13 protein-coding genes are annotated in these 18,162 nt (G+C 45.4%); 8 read left to right on the top strand and 5 right to left on the bottom strand.

Going from position 1 to position 18,162, the window contains the following annotated elements; all coding sequences use genetic code 11:
• Nucleotides 1-103 precede the first annotated feature (103 nt).
• From QQM41_RS08395 to QQM41_RS08405, 3 genes are read left to right on the top strand one after another with little or no spacing between them, the layout of a single operon-like run.
• On the top strand, nt 104-1,447 hold the full coding sequence (locus tag QQM41_RS08395) for an NAD(P)-dependent oxidoreductase (RefSeq protein WP_339076842.1): 1,344 nt from the start codon (nt 104-106) through the stop codon (nt 1,445-1,447).
• A 15-nt stretch (nt 1,448-1,462) separates the two neighbouring features.
• Entirely contained in the window at nt 1,463-2,731 is a 1,269-nt protein-coding gene (gene preA / locus QQM41_RS08400; RefSeq protein ID WP_339076843.1) for an NAD-dependent dihydropyrimidine dehydrogenase subunit PreA, read from the top strand.
• 30 nt (nt 2,732-2,761) lie between these two features.
• On the top strand, nt 2,762-4,024 hold the full coding sequence (locus tag QQM41_RS08405; RefSeq protein WP_339076844.1) for a Zn-dependent hydrolase: 1,263 nt from the start codon (nt 2,762-2,764) through the stop codon (nt 4,022-4,024).
• 54 nt (nt 4,025-4,078) lie between these two features.
• Here the strand turns inward: QQM41_RS08405 and QQM41_RS08410 are convergent, their stop codons facing one another.
• Nucleotides 4,079-5,488 (bottom strand): PLP-dependent aminotransferase family protein, encoded by a 1,410-nt coding sequence (locus QQM41_RS08410; RefSeq protein WP_339076845.1) that lies wholly within the window; start codon nt 5,486-5,488, stop codon nt 4,079-4,081.
• 133 nt (nt 5,489-5,621) lie between these two features.
• Between QQM41_RS08410 and QQM41_RS08415 the strand changes: the two genes are divergently transcribed.
• The 3 genes from QQM41_RS08415 (at nt 5,622) to QQM41_RS08425 (ending at nt 10,520) form a co-directional block, all read left to right on the top strand.
• A complete protein-coding gene (locus QQM41_RS08415; RefSeq protein WP_050818465.1) occupies nt 5,622-6,974 on the top strand; it encodes an aspartate aminotransferase family protein in 1,353 nt (450 codons plus the stop codon).
• A gap of 37 nt (nt 6,975-7,011) precedes the next feature.
• On the top strand, nt 7,012-7,401 hold the full coding sequence (locus QQM41_RS08420) for a tautomerase family protein (protein ID WP_128105897.1): 390 nt from the start codon (nt 7,012-7,014) through the stop codon (nt 7,399-7,401).
• 680 nt (nt 7,402-8,081) lie between these two features.
• A complete protein-coding gene (locus tag QQM41_RS08425; RefSeq protein WP_339076846.1) occupies nt 8,082-10,520 on the top strand; it encodes a membrane-bound PQQ-dependent dehydrogenase, glucose/quinate/shikimate family in 2,439 nt (812 codons plus the stop codon).
• Nucleotides 10,521-10,622: 102 nt separating this feature from the next.
• Here QQM41_RS08425 and QQM41_RS08430 read toward each other — a convergent pair whose 3' ends face one another.
• The 4 genes from QQM41_RS08430 to QQM41_RS08445 all read right to left on the bottom strand — a co-directional run bounded on the left by QQM41_RS08430 (nt 10,623) and on the right by QQM41_RS08445 (nt 15,367).
• The gene (locus QQM41_RS08430; RefSeq protein ID WP_339076847.1) at nt 10,623-11,615 is read right to left on the bottom strand and encodes a hypothetical protein; all 993 of its coding nucleotides are present in this window, start codon (nt 11,613-11,615) and stop codon (nt 10,623-10,625) included.
• Nucleotides 11,615-13,105 carry an amino acid permease gene (locus QQM41_RS08435; RefSeq protein WP_408874559.1) on the bottom strand — a complete coding sequence of 497 codons (1,491 nt, stop codon included), beginning with the start codon at nt 13,103-13,105 and terminating at the stop codon, nt 11,615-11,617. Before QQM41_RS08435 ends, QQM41_RS08430 begins: the two co-directional genes overlap by 1 nt.
• 432 nt (nt 13,106-13,537) lie before the next feature.
• Nucleotides 13,538-14,332: a family 1 encapsulin nanocompartment shell protein gene (locus tag QQM41_RS08440; RefSeq protein ID WP_339076848.1), complete on the bottom strand. Its 795-nt coding sequence runs from the start codon at nt 14,330-14,332 to the stop codon at nt 13,538-13,540.
• A 3-nt stretch (nt 14,333-14,335) separates the two neighbouring features.
• Nucleotides 14,336-15,367 carry a Dyp-type peroxidase gene (locus tag QQM41_RS08445; protein ID WP_339076849.1) on the bottom strand — a complete coding sequence of 344 codons (1,032 nt, stop codon included), beginning with the start codon at nt 15,365-15,367 and terminating at the stop codon, nt 14,336-14,338.
• A 334-nt stretch (nt 15,368-15,701) separates the two neighbouring features.
• Between QQM41_RS08445 and QQM41_RS08450 the strand changes: the two genes are divergently transcribed.
• Both QQM41_RS08450 and cydB read left to right on the top strand, forming a co-directional pair.
• Nucleotides 15,702-17,135 carry a cytochrome ubiquinol oxidase subunit I gene (locus QQM41_RS08450; RefSeq protein WP_050818459.1) on the top strand — a complete coding sequence of 478 codons (1,434 nt, stop codon included), beginning with the start codon at nt 15,702-15,704 and terminating at the stop codon, nt 17,133-17,135.
• A gap of 5 nt (nt 17,136-17,140) precedes the next feature.
• On the top strand, nt 17,141-18,157 hold the full coding sequence (cydB, locus tag QQM41_RS08455; RefSeq protein ID WP_196332581.1) for a cytochrome d ubiquinol oxidase subunit II: 1,017 nt from the start codon (nt 17,141-17,143) through the stop codon (nt 18,155-18,157).
• Nucleotides 18,158-18,162: the final 5 nt, after the last annotated feature.

Genomic DNA, 18,162 nt, shown 5'->3' on the forward strand with positions numbered 1-18,162 from the left:
GATATTTTGAATTAAAAACTGACTAAATGGTCAGAAAAATGTTGCGGAAACGAACTTAAATAACATACCATTCTGGTATCGGGGTTGAACGGGAAATCTTCTGATGCATGTCTTGGATCTAAAAAATAGTCGCTTAACAGAGGAGGAGCTCCAGAAAAACTTTTCGGATGCTCATCCTCCTCTTACGCATGAGCAGGCTTTGGTAGAGGCAGAACGTTGTTTTTATTGCTATGATGCACCTTGCACAGAGGCCTGCCCAACAAGCATTGATATTCCCAAATTTATACACGCTATTGCTACGGGTAATATGCAAGGTTCGGCACATACTATCTTGGAATCTAATATTCTGGGGGGATCATGTGCACGTGTTTGCCCGACTGAAATCCTATGCGAACAGAAGTGTGTTCATAATGTTCGGGAAGAAGGAAAGCCCATTCGTATTGGTGCCTTGCAGCGCCATGCCACAGATTGGCAAATGGAGCATGGTGGCCAGCCATTTACTCGTAAACCTTTAACTGGTCGTAAAATTGCAATTGTAGGGGCAGGGCCTGCTGGGCTTGCATGTGCGCATCGTCTGGCTATGCACGGGCATGATGTTGTGATTTTTGATAAGCATGACCACCCAGGTGGTCTGAACGAATATGGTGTGGCCGCCTATAAGCTTGCAGATGATTTTGCGCAGAAAGAAGTAAAATTCCTTTTTGATATCGGTGGAATTTCCTTTGTTGGGGGTAAAACGTTAGGAGTGGACTTCACTCTGGGAGATCTGCAGCGAGATTACGATGCAGTGTTTCTTTCTTTAGGTTTGGCGGGAGTACGCCAGCTGGAAATGGAAGGGGAAGCGCTTGAGGGTGTTCAGGATGCCGTTTCTTTCATTAAAACATTACGATCTAATAACAAAAAGGACATTCCAGTAGGTCGGCGTGTTGTTGTGATTGGAGGAGGGAACACAGCAGTAGATGCGGCTGTTCAGGCGCGCCGGTTAGGCGCAGAGGACGTTACGCTTGTTTATCGTCGTGGTGAAGAAAACATGTCTGCCACTGTTGTGGAACGAGAATGGGCCCAAACCAATGGTGTAACTGTAAGGTTGTGGTCTGCACCAACCCAGATAGTTCAGAAAGATGGTGTGCTGGCAGGTGTTGAATTTGCCAAAAGGCACGGCAATGCGGATGGAAAAGTCATATATAGCACAGAGGATACGTTTTTCATTCCTGCGGATATGCTGCTGAAAGCAGTCGGGCAAGTGTTCCATCATGATCCCGTTAGTGGTGAAGACATTGAAATCTGTAATGGGCGTATCGTTGTGGATTCCTTTTATCGTACGAGCATGCAGGGTGTTTATGCAGGGGGTGATTGCACAGCGGGTGAAGACCTAACGGTGGCTGCTGTACGGGATGGCCGAGATGCAGCAGAAGCTATGAATATAGCCCTACAAAAAGACGCATGAGCAGGAGAGACGTAAATGGCTAATTTAAAAACATCTTTTGCTGGAATTAAGTCTCCCAATCCGTTCTGGTTGGCCTCAGCTCCTCCAACAGACAAGGAGTATAATGTTCGCCGTGCTTTTGAAGCTGGTTGGGGAGGAGTTGTCTGGAAAACATTGGGGGAAGATCCTCCGGTGGTCAATGTCAGCTCGCGTTACGGATCACTTGATTATAATGGCGCGAGAATGATTGGCTTAAATAATATTGAGCTTATTTCTGATCGACCATTGGCTGTAAATATTGCAGAAATTAAATCTGTTAAGAGAGATTATCCAGATCGTGCCGTTATTGTCAGCTTGATGGTGCCTTGTCAGGAGGAAAAATGGAAAGCCATTTTGCCTATTGTTGAAGAAACAGGCGCTGATGGCATTGAATTGAATTTTGGTTGCCCGCATGGAATGTCAGAGCGCAATATGGGTGCGGCCGTAGGGCAAGTTCCAGAATATGTGGAAATGGTAACACGTTGGTGTAAACAAAATACACGTATGCCTGTTATTGTTAAACTTACGCCAAATATCACTAATATTCTTATGCCAGCTCGTGCGGCAAAACGCGGTGGAGCTGATGGTGTTTCTCTTATCAATACGATCCAGTCTGTTATTGGTGTAGATCTGGATGCCATGGCGCCTATGCCCGTTGTGGGCGGAAAAGGAACACATGGTGGATATTGTGGCCCAGCGGTTAAACCCATAGCTCTCCGCATGATTGGTGAGATTGCTCGAGATCCAGAAATGGCAGGTATGCCTATTTCTGGTATTGGAGGCATTGGAACATGGCGTGATGCTGCAGAATTTTTGGCAATGGGCTCAACAAGCCTTCAGGTTTGTACAGCCGCCATGCATTACGGTTTTCGTATTGTAGAGGACATGGTGGATGGATTATCTGCATGGATGGATCAAAAAGAATATGTCGATATTCCTGCTGTAAGCGGTCAGGCTATTCAAAAATTTGTTCCGTGGAACACGCTTAATCTTAAATTCAAAACCATTGCCAATATTGATCAGGATGCTTGCGTGCGTTGTGGCTTGTGCCATATCGCTTGTGAGGACACGTCACACCAGGCAATTTCTAAAACCCGAGTAGATGGTGAACGTCATTACGAGGTTATTGAGGAAGAATGTGTAGGGTGTAATCTTTGTGCACATGTGTGCCCAATTGATGATTGTATTACCATGGAACCTCAACCTGAAGAAGGTGAACTGACATGGAACCAACATCCTAATAATCCGATGAAAATTCCAGCATAATTACAATATTCTATATTCAGGAGAAAATCTGTGTCCGATTTAGCAAAAAATAGCAACCTACACATTGATGGTGCGGCCCTTTGGGCAGATCTTATGGAAACAGCACAGTTTGGCGGAACAGAAAAAGGAGGGGTACGCCGTTTAACCCTGACAAAGGAAGACAAATTGGTGCGTGACTGGTTTATGCGCACGTGCCAGAGCTTGGGCTGTGAAGTTTCTTATGATTCCATGGGTAATCTTTTTGCGCGGCGTCCAGGGCAGGACAATAATCTGCCACCCATCACCATGGGGAGTCATTTAGATACACAACCTACGGGTGGAAAATTTGATGGTATTTTAGGTGTGTTGGGTGGCTTAGCTGTTTTGCGGACACTGCATCAATCCGGATATGCCACACGTCATCCTATTGAATTAATTAGTTGGACAAATGAAGAAGGTTCCCGCTTTTCTCCACCCATGATGTGTTCTGGTGTTTTCGCAGGCATCTTTACAGAAGCAGAGGTGCTTGAAAAAAGAGATCGCGCAGGTATCCGTTTTGGTGATGAGCTTGATGCCATAGGTTATCGAGGGGAAGAGGTATGCGGGCAGCATCCTATTTCTGCTTATTTTGAACTGCATATTGAACAAGGTCCTATTTTAGAAGCAGAAGATAAAACAATTGGTATTGTAACGGGTATTCAGGGCGCCCGTTGGTATGAAGTAACCGTGCGTGGCAAGGATGCTCATGCAGGTTCTACGCCAATGACATTAAGGCATGATGCCTTGGTGGCAACCGCAGGTATGATTGAGGCCGTGAGTAAGGTTGCCAAGGCACATGGTCCAAGTGCTGTGGGAACTGTAGGGTTGATTGAGAATAGGCCCAACAGTAGCAACGTGGTGCCGGGTGAAGTTTTTTTCACAGTGGATATTCGAGATCCAGACGATGCAGTTGTTCTGCGTATGGAGAAAGAACTTAAAACACTGATGGAAAAAATTGCATTAGATAATCAGGTTACTGTTGAAATCGTGCAGATATGGGATGCTCCAGCGGTGCACTTTGATCCAGCCTGCATTGGTATGGTTGAACAGACAACGCAGGAAAAAGGTTATAGTGCACGCCGTATCGTTTCTGGGCCTGGTCATGATGCTGGTTATTTGGCCCATGTTGCGCCAACAGCAATGATTTTTGTGCCCTGTAAAGATGGGCTCAGTCATAATGAAGAAGAAAGTATTCTGGAGGGGGATGCAGAAAAAGGCGCTAATGTTCTTCTTGGTGCAATTTTAAAAGCTGATACTGAACTGAACTTGAAGTAACGGAAAAATACTTAAGAAAATAAATAAGGGTGCAAGATCATAATTCTTGCATCCTTATTTATGTGAATGTGTGCGCGTAATATTTTCCAAAAATGAATATAATTTTTTATTATCCGAGAGCGTTACGTTAAAACGAAACCATTGTGATGGTTCTTGGTTGGGACGGAATAGATAACCAGGAGCTAAAAGAATATTATTTTCTGCGGCTATTTGTGTGATTGTTAAAGGAGAGATGTCATATGCAAATCGTGCCCAGATAAATAAGCCTCCCATCGGTCTATTATAAACCTTAAGTCCAGAAGATTTGAGGGAATTTGAGACTGCCTTCTGGCTTTGAAAAAGTTGTTCACGTAAATCTGATAGATGCGTAATATATAAACCACTTTTTAAAATATTATGTACAATCATTTCATTGATTTGTGGTGTTGTGAGACTGATTGACATTTTATGAGAAAGAATTTTTCGGGTTATTTCAGGAGGAGCAATAATATAGCCAACCCGCAAACCTGGACCAATAGTTTTTGAAAAGCTTCCTATATGAATAACATTATTATTTTCTTGTGATAAAAAAGGTTGGCTAATTGGTGTAAGATCAAGAAAAATATTATCTTCGATTAACGTTATACCAATTTTTTTTGAAATATCGTTTATTTTACGAATATTGTCCGCAGATGTGCAGGAACCAGTCGGATTATGTAAAACTGAAGTTGTAACCATAATGCGTGCTTTTGTCTGATATTGTATTTTTAGCAAAGCATCTATATCTGGTCCTTCTTTGGTGTATGGAATACCAACAGCCCGTAAATTAAGGTTTTTGAGTAAAAGGTAAAGATTACAATAGCCGGGATCATCAACTAATACGATATCTCCGGGACGTGTGCATGCTCGTAAGGAGAGTTCAAGAGCTTGACTGGCTCCATGAGTAAGGGTGATGGCACTTTCTGTTGTATGTACATTCCTGCGTTCTAAAAGGTGACGAATATCTGTTCGCAGTAATCGTAATCCAGCAGGATCTCCATACTCCATAAGAGAAGGAATGAAATTTGATTGTGTAATACATTTTAAAGATTTTTGAATAGATGATGTAAATATTTGCTGTTCGGAAAGCCAGCCACCACCTGCTTTAATGTGCGGAGATGTATCTTCATAAGCATACTGCAAAAGCCATTCAGGATTGAATGATGATTGTGTGTATGTAGATGTAATGGGTATTTTTGTGACGTAATATCCGCTGCGGTTTTTAGAATGAATATATCCTTTTTCAGATAGTTTATTGTACACATTGGCAGCTGTTACATGGCTGATAGAAAAAATATCAGCAAGTTTTCTAATGGAAGGAAGACGTTCTCCTGGAGCGATATGCCTGTGTTCAATTTCTTTTTGTATAAATTGAACAAGATGGTGTGTGAGCGTCTCTCTCTGATCTACTTTGAATTGGAACAAAGGGGGGCGAGAGAAGGGCATTTTATACCTGTACAGATTCCAGATTAAATGGTGCTTCTGTACATATCATAACACATGGTATTTTGTTACGGTTATTTACTGACTTCCGTGCAAGACAGAAGTTCAAACACATCATTATGATGGAACCCATGCTATGGTAGACATGAGCAGCAATTTTGATTCTGTAAATGAAGCGCGTAAGGGCACTTACTGGCAGCCTTTTACAAGCAATAGGCTATTGCGCGCCAACCCAGAACCTCGAATGCTTACAAAAGCTGAAGGTATTTATTATACGTCTATCAACGGCACGCGTTTGCTGGATACGCTTTCAGGCTTATGGTGCACTCCTTTGGGGCATGCTCATCCACGTATTGCAGAAGCTGTTAAAACGCAGGTGGAAACGCTGGACTTTGCACCGAGTTTTCAGATGACGCATTCTGGTGCCATAAGCCTTGCTGAACGCATTGCAGAGATGGCTCCCGAAGGAATGAACCATGTGTTTTTTGCAAATTCTGGTTCAGAGTCTGTAGATACGGCTTTGAAGGTTGCCTTAGGTTTCCACCGCATTAAGGGAGAAGGTAATCGCTTTCGTATGATAGGACGTGAGCGCGGATATCATGGGGTTGGTTTTGGGGGGATGTCTGTTGGGGGCATTGTATCCAACCGTAAGATGTTTGCGCCATGTATGATGCCGGGGGTGGACCATCTTCGGCATCCGTACGAACCAGAATATGCAGCTTTTTCACATGGTCAGCCAACATGGGGAGCTGAACGGGCCGAGGATTTGCAGCGATTGGTTGCGTTGCACGATGCCTCTACAATTGCTGCAGTTATTGTGGAACCTGTGCAAGGGTCAACTGGAGTGCTGGTGCCTCCTGTAGGGTATTTGGAACGTTTGCGTGAGATTTGTACGCAAAACGGTATCCTTCTTATTTTTGATGAAGTGATTACAGGGTTCGGCCGTATGGGTGCTCCGTTTGCGGCCCAGAGATTTGGTGTAAAGCCTGATATCATCACGTTTGCCAAAGCTGTTACAAACGGTGTGGTGCCAATGGGCGGGGTGATTGTTACGGATGAAATTTACAACACATTTATGACAGGTCCTGAAAGTGCCATAGAATTCTGTCATGGATATACGTATTCTGGGCATCCTTTGGCGGCAGCTGTGGGGCATGTTGTGCTCGATATTATGGAAAGTGAAGATATTTTTGCTCGTGTGCGTGAACTGGAGCCTGTTCTTGAAGAAGAAGTGCACAGTTTGAAAGATCTATCTTGTGTTTCTGATATCCGTAATATCGGTTTAACTGCTGCTGTGGATATCAAACCCATAGAAGGCAAAGCTGGCGCACGATGGTCCGCTATTTTTGAAGAAGGCCTACGTCAAGGGCTTTTGCTTCGTTGTACGGGAGATACGGTTTCTTTTGGCCCTCCTTTTGTTGCGTCAGAGCAGGAATTGCGGGGTATGATTGGCTCTTTCCGCAAAGTTCTTGAAACTGTTTGTGAGTAAACTGTTTTTGTTCAGTTGATTTTGTAAAGGAATTGTTATGCCTCTTCTTCACTTCCATCTTGTTAAAGGCCGTAATCCAGAAGAAATTCGCACATTATTAGATGCTGCGCATGGAGCCATGCTGGCGGCCTTTAAGGTGCCAGAGCGTGATCGATATCAGATTGTTTCTGAGCATGATTCTAACCATATGGTTATTGAGGATACTGGGCTGGATATCCCACGTACGAACAAGTTCGTGTTACTTCAGGTTACATCGCGCCCACGTTCTAAGGAGCAGTTTGCAGAGTTTTATCGTTTGCTGGCAGAAGCGCTGCAGCAGAAATGCGGCATAGAGCCTTCAGATCTCATGGTTTCTGTTGTAGAAAATTCTGCGGAACATTGGAGTTTTGGTTATGGGCGCGCTCAGTTTTTAACTGGCGAACTGTAAATTTTATTATTTCCAACATAAATTTCATGACCATGCAGTATTCATATGTATGGTCATGAAATGCTTTTGTTAATATGCAATAATATTTCTAATATTCTATAAATAATTATATGCGCATATCGTATATAATTTCCATTATATTCACAAAGTAAATTCGGAAAATGCACTCTTTAATATTTGATGTCATGAAATATGTAGATTAGCATGTTCATGTTGACGGATTTTTGAGGCTGTATGCCTTAGATGAGGGGGTTTTCGCATACACGTATAAAAAATAAGCAAATACACCATTTTATTAAGATATGAATGAGAGTGGTGTTTCAAGAATTTTCATCAAAAGTCTGGTAGTGCGCATAAGCTTTATCCTGGCAATCATAAATATTTGCTCTGAAATTTATAAATATTGTGCGGATTCCCAAGTCTTCCCAGCTTGACAATATCTATGATTTTCGAGACAGAGCAGCCTGTTTTTCTTTTAGTCTTACTTTGCAGGTGAGGAGCTCTTTTTATCGCGGCAGAAAATAAGGTGTTCTGTGGTTCACTTCAGAACCGGCATGGCAAAATTTTACGGTGTAAAAAGTTTTATTACACTGTTTGCCAGAGCAAAATTTTTTCTGATTGTCAGTCATTAACCTCGTATCGGCCTATGTGCCGGACATTGATATTATTGGAGTGATAAAATGGCTGATATCCAGCCCACAGATCACCAACCACCTTTAGGTGGTATCTATCGCGCTTTTTTCTCTTTAATAAGTTTTCTTGCAGGATGTGCTCTTGTTTATGGAGGGGGGAAACTTCTTCTTTTGGGCGGATCTGCTTATTACCTCCTCGCTGGCTTGGCATATATTGCGGCGGCTATTCTGGTCTTTCTCAAAAATCGTTTCTCTTTGTGGGTAGCTGTAGGCACATTTACTGCAACGTGCTTATGGGCTGTCTTTGATACCCCAGAATTTGGATATTGGGCCCTGCTGCCACGTTTGGTGGTTCCAGCTATTTTATTCACGTTAAATATTTGGGCTGTGGCGACCTTTTCCAATATCAGCCAATCAGTACGGCGCAAAAGCGTTTTTACAGGTTTGGGTATTGTTGGATGTTTGCTGTTTACTCTTGTTGAAGCATTTTACCCACATGGGCAGATTATTTCTCCAGAAGTAGCAGAAAAAAATCCCGAATTGGCACAGACAGATAAAGCTGATGGGCCAGAAGATTGGGAGTTTTTTGGCAGAAATGCAGCCGGAACGCGTTACGCACCGTATACTCAGATTACCCCGCAAAATGTTGATAAGCTGAAAGTCGCCTGGGTGTATCATACAGGTCGGCGGATACATGGTGCGGGAACAGGGGTTGATGAAAATACGCCCGAACAAATTGGGAATGTATTGTATTCCTGCACGCCAGAAAATCTTATCACGGCACTGGATGCTGATACAGGTAAACCGATCTGGAAGTTTGACCCGAAAGCTCATACTGCAGAGCACGTAACATGCCGCGGTGTTGGTTATTACGATATTGATAAAGATGTATCACTTACCGAAGCGGAAAAAACAGCTGGTTCAGCACAGATGTGCCGACAGCGTATTCTGGTTTCAACGGTAGATGCCCGTTTTATCGCGCTAGATGCACATACAGGCACACCATGCGTTGGTTTTGGTGTTGATGGTGCAGTAGACCTCAAGCCCCAGATGGGGCCGGTAGAAGGGGGCAGACGTTACCATCCAACCTCTATGCCTGTTGTTATGGGGCATGTGGCTGTTATTGGTGGCTGGGTGCGTGATATCGTGCACGGTGAGCCGTCCGGGGTTGTGCGTGCATATGATGTGCGGAATGGTTCCTTGGTTTGGGCGTGGGATGTTGGCCATCCGGACAACACTGGCGCACCGCCAGAAGGCCAGACCTATACATTGGAAACGCCTAATGTGTGGACGGTCCCGACATATGATAAAGAACTCAATCTTGTGTATTTGCCTACAGGCAATGGCCCACCAGATTACTGGGGCGGGGACCGTGATGCTGTAAAAGAAAAGTTTGGTGCTGCCATTGTGGCTGTGGATGCAGCAACAGGTAAAACCAAATGGGTTTTTCAAACAGTTCATCACGATGTATGGGATTATGATCTGCCTTCTCAACCTGTGCTGTATACGGTTACAAATGCACAGGGTGAAAAAATTCCAGCACTGATCCAGACTACAAAGACCGGCCATATTTTTGTTGTGGATCGTCGAACAGGCACTCCGGTGACCGAGGTGCAGGAACGCAAGGTTGCCACGTCTCCTTCCGCACAGGGCGAGCATCTTTCTCCTACACAACCTTTTTCGGTTGGGATGCCCGTTATTGGTGCAGATCCGCTTACAGAAAGCGCTATGTGGGGTGTGAGCACGTTTGATCAGCTTTATTGCCGGATCATGTTCAAAAACTCTGTTTATAAAGGGCCGTTTACCCCACCGGGTGAAAAACCTTACATTGAATGGCCGAGCCTTTTGGGCGGGATGAACTGGGGCGGCATCTCTATTGATGAAGCTAAGGGCGTTATGTTTGTAAATGACATGCGTATGCCCTTGCGTATGTCTTTGGTGACGCACGAAGAAGCTAAAAAATATAAATCTTCTACAGATGAAGTGCCGGGCTTTATGGGCACAATACGTCCGCAAATTGCAGGGCCTTATTCTGGTGTAAGAATTGATATTCTGCAGTCACCACTTGCGGTGCCGTGTAACACACCACCTTTTGGCACCATGAGTGCGATTGACCTGCATACCAAGAAATTGCTGTGGCAGGTGCCGATGGGCACCACGCAGGATCTGGGCCCTATGGGTATTAAAACCCATTTGCCAATTCCTATGGGTATGCCCACGCTTGGGGGGCCAACCTCTACAGCTTCTGGGTTAGTCTTTTTTGCAGGAACGCAGGATTATTATTTGCGGGCGCTTAATTCTGCCAACGGCAAGGAAGTGTGGCGTGAGCGTTTGCCAGTTGGAGCCGTGGCAGCACCACTGATCTATCGTTCACCTAAAACGGGTAAGGAATATATTGTTATTTCTGCCGGTGGTATGAGCCATTCTCCAGATGTAGGCGATTATATTATTGCCTATGCGCTGCCTGATGGTGCTGCGCAGAAATAAAGAATGACTAGAATGAGCCTAAGAAAAATCCCCACTTACGAGTGGGGATTTTTTGTGGGCAAAGAGTTAATAAGGAAAGAAGGCTAGGTTTTGTAAATCTGTTCAGTATAACGCGTTAAAGGCAAACTGTGGTGATACAACGCGGGATGTATTATGCCCCGCATAATAAACGGAAACACCAGCAATCACGCCATAATTGGGTGTCCAGTTGTATTCTAATGCTGGGGCAACCTGCCAATCTCCCGAACCCGAGCTGAGTTCATCTACTTTCAGGCCAGAAGCGTAGTGTCCCTTTAGGCGGGAGCCATTGGCCCAATCTCGCGCTACGTCAATTGCAAAAACCCATCTTTGAGTAATGCCATATTCCAAGGAAAATCCTGCTTCACCATACATGCCGGGCTGTCCGTGACCACGGAAACCGCGTGTGGTGCCATAACTTGTAACATCTCTCAGGTGAGCAGAATTAAGTGCTCGGCGGAAGGTTGCCCATAGCCGTAACCGCAACTCGTGGTTATTGGGCATGGTATATGTGGATTGTTCGGTTAATGTTGCGCGGTATGTGTAAACCCCACTGCCAACACCATCCTGCGAGCGTCCCAGATGAGAGTAATCACCCGTAGGAAAGGAAACGCCGGTAATCAGATTGAGTGTGGGAATAAACCGTTTGGGATCTGCCGTCAGATAGCGCCACATCAGATCAACGGGAACATCCCCAATTTTCAGGCCACTACTGGTTGTATCACCATGCTTCCACCGATAGCTGATGGCCGGAGTGGTTTGAATACTCAGGTAATCAGTTAAGGCATATCGGTAAATGGTAAAGCTGGTAACCGATTGCTGCCGTGGGGAGGACATGGGCACATTATTATTGTGCGGCCCGATCATACCTGAGGGCACAGAGTAGTACATATAAGGTTCTAAAAGGAACATACCCTGTTTGGAGAGGGGGCCAGATGGAGAAACAAGAGATCCCGTGTACCACTGATCGGCAGCGTATGCGCTATGAGAGTATGTGGCTGCAGTAATGGCGGATAAGGCAAGAGGTAGAAGGAAACGCAAAGATTTAGAAGAAAAATATCTGATAATGCTGCTCATCAAATGTGCTCCTTGGAAACCTGATTGTTTTCCGCACATGGAAAGTTTGCATCATCAGTAAGTTCCACTGAGGAGAGTGTTTGTGGAACAATATTGTGTGGCTTCTGGCTGGAGGTTTTCCATCCGATAATGAGCACAACAGCCAATAATGGAATAGCGGCGATAGACATGGTGCCGGTTGGATAATCCAGTGCCATCAGCAGTAAAATACAGACGAAAAACACAATGCTTAGCCAGGATGTAAAAGGGGCACCGGGCATTGCAAAACCTGTAGGAGCAATGCGACCAGCCTTAATAGCTTGGCGCAATTTGATCTGGCATAAGAGAATAAAGCACCAGGTGCTGATTATTCCCAAAGACGCCATATTGAGAACGATTTCAAAAATTTGTGATGGCAGAAGGTAGTTTAACCCAACACCAACCAGATAAATGGCAACAGTTGTAAGAATGGCTGCTGCTGGCACAGATTGTTTGTTCATATGTGTGAGGTAACGTGGTGCGGAACCGTTGAGCGCCAGCGCCCGAAGCACTCGGCCTGTGGAATAAAGGCCAGAGTTCAGGCTGGAAAGTGCTGCAGTGAGCACCACAATGTTCATAAGGGAATCTACTCCCGGAACACCCAGCTTGGAAAAAAACGTTACAAATGGACTAATCCCTGCCTGATAAGATGACCACGGCAGAAGCAGCACAAGAAGAGTAACAGTACCAACGTAAAAAATAATAATCCGCCAAATAACATTGTTGATGGCAGATGGCAGGATTTCACGCACATTCTGGCATTCACCAGCGGCAGTGCCAATCATCTCAATGCCAAAATAGGCGAAGACAACACCTTGCATGAGAGCAAGAGCAGGGAGTGCTCCATGAGGGAATAGGCCACCATGCTCAGTAATCAACTGCAGGCCAGTTGTATGCCCATCAATTGGAACGCGCACGCCTAAAATAGCACTTCCCACAACAAGAAAAATTAAAAGTGCGGCAACTTTAATCAGCGAGAACCAGAATTCCATCTCGCCAAACCATTTTACACCAATAAGATTCATTGATGTAATCACCATAAGGGCCATTAACGCCATGACCCATTGTGGAACAGCCGCAAATACGCCCCAGAAATGCATGTAAAGGGCAATGGCGGTAATATCGACAATACCTGTCATGGCCCAACTGAAAAACGACAGTGCACCCGCGACATAAGAAGCACGAGGCCCCAGAAATTCCAGCGCGTAGGAAACAAAACTGCCGCTGGTAGGCCGGTACATAACCAGTTCCCCCAATGCTCTGAGCATAAGGAAGGAAAAAATGCCGCAAACGAGATAAACGATTGCAAGAGAGGGGCCTACAGCCTGAAGCCTGCTTCCTGCACCAAGAAAAAGACCAGTGCCAATTGCACCTCCTATAGAGATCATTTGGATCTGACGTTTGCCTAAAGCTTGTTTATATCCTTCTGAAGTCTGTTGAAGGGGGTGGGATGAAGACGTTTTTGTGTCCAAAATTTCTATCTCCATAACAACAGACAGTGCGAAATCTGCAGTATATTTAATGGAACGCACCTTGTTTCGATAATGCAATAACAGTAATCGCAAGATCAGGGAAGTCATTGCAGAATCGAAATGCCGCAGATTTGATGTATAATTTGTTTTATAAAAATAAACGACATATAGTTTATTGGGGTTTTTATGGGGTGTGTAACCTATTTTATTTGTATTTATTTAAATTAAGCTAAAAATAAAAAAGTAAAAAACTTTTTATATATTATATGGTGTAATTAAAAATATATTATAATATCTAAATAAGGAATTATTTTTGGTAAATACAAATGAATTGTTTATTCATAAAATAAGATAAATAGTGATATTTATTGGATGTTTAAGTGAGGTGTCGTGACGGTCTTACTGTAAATGGCACGACACCTCCTCGAAAAGTTACGCGATGCAGACAGTTGCTTCGCTTGTAAGCACACGGAAAGTGAAGCTTTCCTGAAGATACAATTCAACGGTTTCTGCTGTATGGCTTAGATAGCCGATAGAAAAGTCCTGCCCGATATCAAGCTGTAAATCTCCACCACGTTTGGAGATAACAAAGGCACCTTCAATAGCTGGAGCCCAAATGGGTTCTCCCTCAATCAGGCTTTCAATATGCTTAAGCACGGGGTAGCCAACATCATCTCCGCCACTCACGGCTTGATAAGCTTTTGTGCCAAGAACGAGGGCATAAGGGCCGTTCACACCAGCAAGGCGCAATGTGTCCAGCGCAGTGGTAATAGCCCGAGGGTAATCTTTTGCAGAAGCCGGCAGTTTTGTATGAGGGTTGGATGATGCCTGCCGAATGCCCTTAATGCCAGCGGCGGTATAGCCATCGAAAATGGCACGGTCTTCTGCAAAGGCAATTTTTTGGGCGGCATCCTTAACGGGCTGCCAATCAGAATCCAGAGAGCCACGTTCTACGGCATCAATTTCCGCGCGAGATAAGGTAAAGGGCACGCGCACTTCAATAAGTGGAAGCACTTCGCGCTGTACAGCCTGTACGCCATCACTTGGTGGCTGGATCTGTTTGTTACGGCCCGTGCCAACGCTGGAAAATGCTGTACCTTTGGGTTCTGGTGTATCAACCACGCGTCGGCCAGCCAGATTGCGGCGAATGGTGCGAGAGGCTTCCTGTTCAATTTCAGCCCAAGCTGCGTGAGAAATGGGGGCGAGATGTTTATGCAGGTTGTTCATGTTTTAGGCGTCCTTATTGTTTAATGATCCAATACCAAGAGAACCGTTCAGAGCTTTGGGGTTTTGAGGAGCCGTTACAGGTTCTGGAGATGCCTGTGTATTTTCTGTGCCGAAGTTGGGAGCATCGTCAAGAAACTCACTGGTAGGAATAAAGAAAAGCGACCCTGTTACCGCTGTGCTGACATCCAGAATTCTATCGTAATTGCCCGGGGGCTTTCCGATAAACATATTTTGTAACATCTGCTCTGTGCGTGCAGGAGAACGCGCATAGCCAATAAAGTATGTGCCAAACTCTCCTTTACCCACTTCTCCAAAAGGCATGTTGTCACGCACAATTTGAAGCTGCTGCCCGTTTTCTTCAATGTTGGTCAGAACATTGTGCGCGTAGCTGGGTTTGGCGGCTTCGGGCAATTCTATGTCGGATACTTTTTTGCGGCCGATAATGTGTTCCTGAACCTCAGTGGGTATGGCATCCCATTTTTTCAGGTCATGCAGGTATTTCTGCACAATAACGTAACTACCGCCCGTAAAGGCTGGGTCTTCATCTCCAATAACAGTTGCTGCAAAAGCTGCCTGCCCGGTTGGGTTTTCGGTGCCATCAACAAAACCGAGCAGATCTCGTGCATCAAAATACTTAAAACCATGAACCTCATCTACAACTTTTGCAGCATCTTCTAAGCGGGAGGTAAGGGCCGTTGCCAGTTCAAAGCATAAATCCATACGCGTAGCGCGTATATGGAACAGAAGATCCCCCGGTGTTGAGGGGGCATGATGAACGCCGTTAATTTCCTGAAAAGGATGAAGCTCCTTGGGGCGTGGTGCGCCAAAAAGGAGATCCCACGCGTTTGAGCCAACACCGGTAATACAGCTTAGTTTTCCATCAGGAATACGAAACCCGACACCTCGTACAAGTGAAGAAATATCACCAAGCAGATCCAGAACCTGAGTGCGCACCGTGGGGGCATCATTCAGGGTCATCACAAGAAAAAGGGCCGATTGCGTTAATTTGGTATCAACTGGCTGCGGTGTAACCACTGTGAGGGAACTCCTGAATGCATGACGCGTTATATAATCGCAACTGATGCCTAGCATAGGCAGATGAATATTTGTGGCAAGATGGCAGGTGGTATCTAATAAACACATCCATCAGATAATATTTTTCTATGATAAGCACCTTTTATCATAAGATAAGTAAAAGGTCTTGGACGCACACTTACTGTTGATCTAGGTTTATAACCAAATCATGGTGGTGTTGTTTCCGGTGTATAATGCACATTTATGGCATTAACGGCGTATAGATAGTATTTTTATTAATATCCAACGTCAATTTTCGGTTAAAATACCACAATTATAAGTTTGGAAAGAACCTATGCAACCTGCGCATGATATTGCGCTTCTTTTGGCGCGCTTCCAGTTTGCCTTTACTGTTGGTGTTCATATCATCTTTCCGGCCTTTTCAATTGGGCTGGCAGCTTACTTGGCTGTATTGGAAGGATGCTGGCTGAAAACCGGACGTTCTGTTTTTCTTGATCTATATCGTTACTGGATCAAGGTATTTTCAATCGTTTTTGGTATGGGCGTGGTCTCCGGTCTGGTGATGTCGTATGAATTCGGCACGAACTGGTCGGTTTTTTCTCAAAAGGCAGGACCTATTACAGGGGTTCTTTTGTCTTATGAGGTCATGACAGCCTTTTTTCTTGAGGCTGGGTTTCTTGGCATCATGCTGTTCGGCATGAACAAGGTTGGGCGCAAGCTGCATTTTGCGGCTACGTGCTGCGTATCAGTCGGCACTTTGATTTCCATGACGTGGATACTGTCTTCCAACTCATGGATGCAAACGCCGCGTGGCTACATGATAGATCCCGCAACAGGGCGTTTTATGCCAGCAGATTGGTTGGCCATTATCTTTAATCCGTCTTTCCCATTCCGTTTGGTACACATGGGATTAGCGGCTTTTTTGTCTGTTGCCTTTATTGTTGGCGCAACAGGCGCGTGGCATATGCTCAAAGCGCGGCGAGAAGGCAAAGCTGCTACGGCTCCAGTGCGTACCATGTTTTCCATGGCCATGTGGATGGCGGCTATTGTGGCTCCGTTACAGATCATGGCAGGTGATGCGCATGGCCTGAATACCTTGAAATATCAGCCAGCAAAAATTGCTGCTATGGAAGGGGATTGGGATTCCACAGCCCGTGCGCCGGAGCTTCTGTTTGGTATTCCCAACATGAAAACCGAGCATACGGATTACGCGGTAAAGGTTCCGCTGCTTGGCTCCCTGATTTTAACGCATAGTCTGGAAGGCAAAGTGCCGGGGCTGAAAGACTTCCCGCGCGATCAACGTCCGCCCTCACAGGTTATCTTCTTTTCCTTCCGTATTATGGTTGCACTTGGTGTGCTCATGATGTTGGTTGGCTTCTGGTCTTTGTGGCTGCGGCGTACACGTACCTTGTTTACGAACGCTGTGTTCCATCGTGTTGCGGTGTGTATGGCGCCAGCAGGTTTTCTGGCTTTGCTGTGTGGCTGGGTTACCACGGAAGTGGGGCGGCAGCCTTGGACAGTTTATGGTCTGCTCAGAACATCGCAAAGTGTTTCACCAATTATGCTGCCCAGCATGGCTATAACAATGACAGCCTTTGTTGTGGTGTATGTGATTGTGTTTGGTTCTGGCATTGGCATTTTGGTGCGCCAACTGGGGCACGCACCGCAGGAAGGTGAGCAGGAAACTAGCTCTGCAAACGCATCCGACATTTTGGCAGAACGTATGCATCCGGAAGTTATTGAATCTACTTCTGGTAAAGGAGCTTGAATATAATGGATCTTACATATTGGCTCCCGATTATATGGGCCGTTATTTTGGTAGCGGCTATTTCGATCTACGTCATTCTGGATGGTTTTGATCTTGGCATTGGCATGCTGTTTGCATTGGAGCGTGACCCCGGCCGCCGCAATGTGATGGTGAGCACCATTGCCCCGGTATGGGATGGCAATGAAACATGGATGGTGCTGGGTGGGGCTGTGCTTTACGGTGTATTTCCGGGAGCATATGGGACGCTTTTGCCAGCTTTTTATCTTCCGATCATTCTTATGCTGCTGGCGCTGATTTTTCGTGGCGTGGCATTTGAATTTCGGGTCATGACACATGGTACAGGGCGCGAGAAACTGTGGAATGTCGGTTTCATGGCAGGGTCTGGCATTGCCGCATTTTGTCAGGGCGCCATTCTTGGGGGCGTTGTTCAGGGTGTAAAAGTTGTTGATGGTGCCTTTGCCGGAAGTGCGCTTGATTGGCTGACGCCTTTTAGCATTCTTTGTGGTCTCGCCGTGATGTGTGGTTATGCTTTGTTAGGAGCAACCTGGCTGATTTGGCGCACGACCGGAGCGCTAGAAGCATCTTGTCGTCGCTGGGCAAGTAAGCTGGCCATCGGGTTGTTTGTGGGGATTGTGGCCGTCAGCCTGTGGACACCACTGTTGCATGCACCTTATTTACGCCGTTGGACAGATTGGCCAAATATCGTTTTTGTTCTTCCGGTGCCAGTTCTTGTGGCTGTGTTGGGTGTTCTGTTCGTGCGCGGCTTGAGGCATGAACATTCCAAAGGCCCATTTCTATGTGCGCTCGGCTGGTTCTTTTTATGCCTTTCCGGTTTGGGTATTACGGTTTGGCCTTATATTGTGCCACCCGGTCTGACACTTTGGGATGTTTCGGCCCCCCCAAGTAGCCAATTGTTCCAGCTTGTTGGCACAGTTATTCTGTTACCAATTATCCTAACCTACACAATTTATTCCTATCGTGTGTTTCGCGGAAAGGTGACGGAAACAGATGGCTATCACTAAAATTG

Origin of the sequence: Acetobacter sp. AC2005, assembly GCF_037901235.1 — a bacterium.
Classification (GTDB): Bacteria; Pseudomonadota; Alphaproteobacteria; order Acetobacterales; family Acetobacteraceae; genus Acetobacter; species Acetobacter oryzoeni.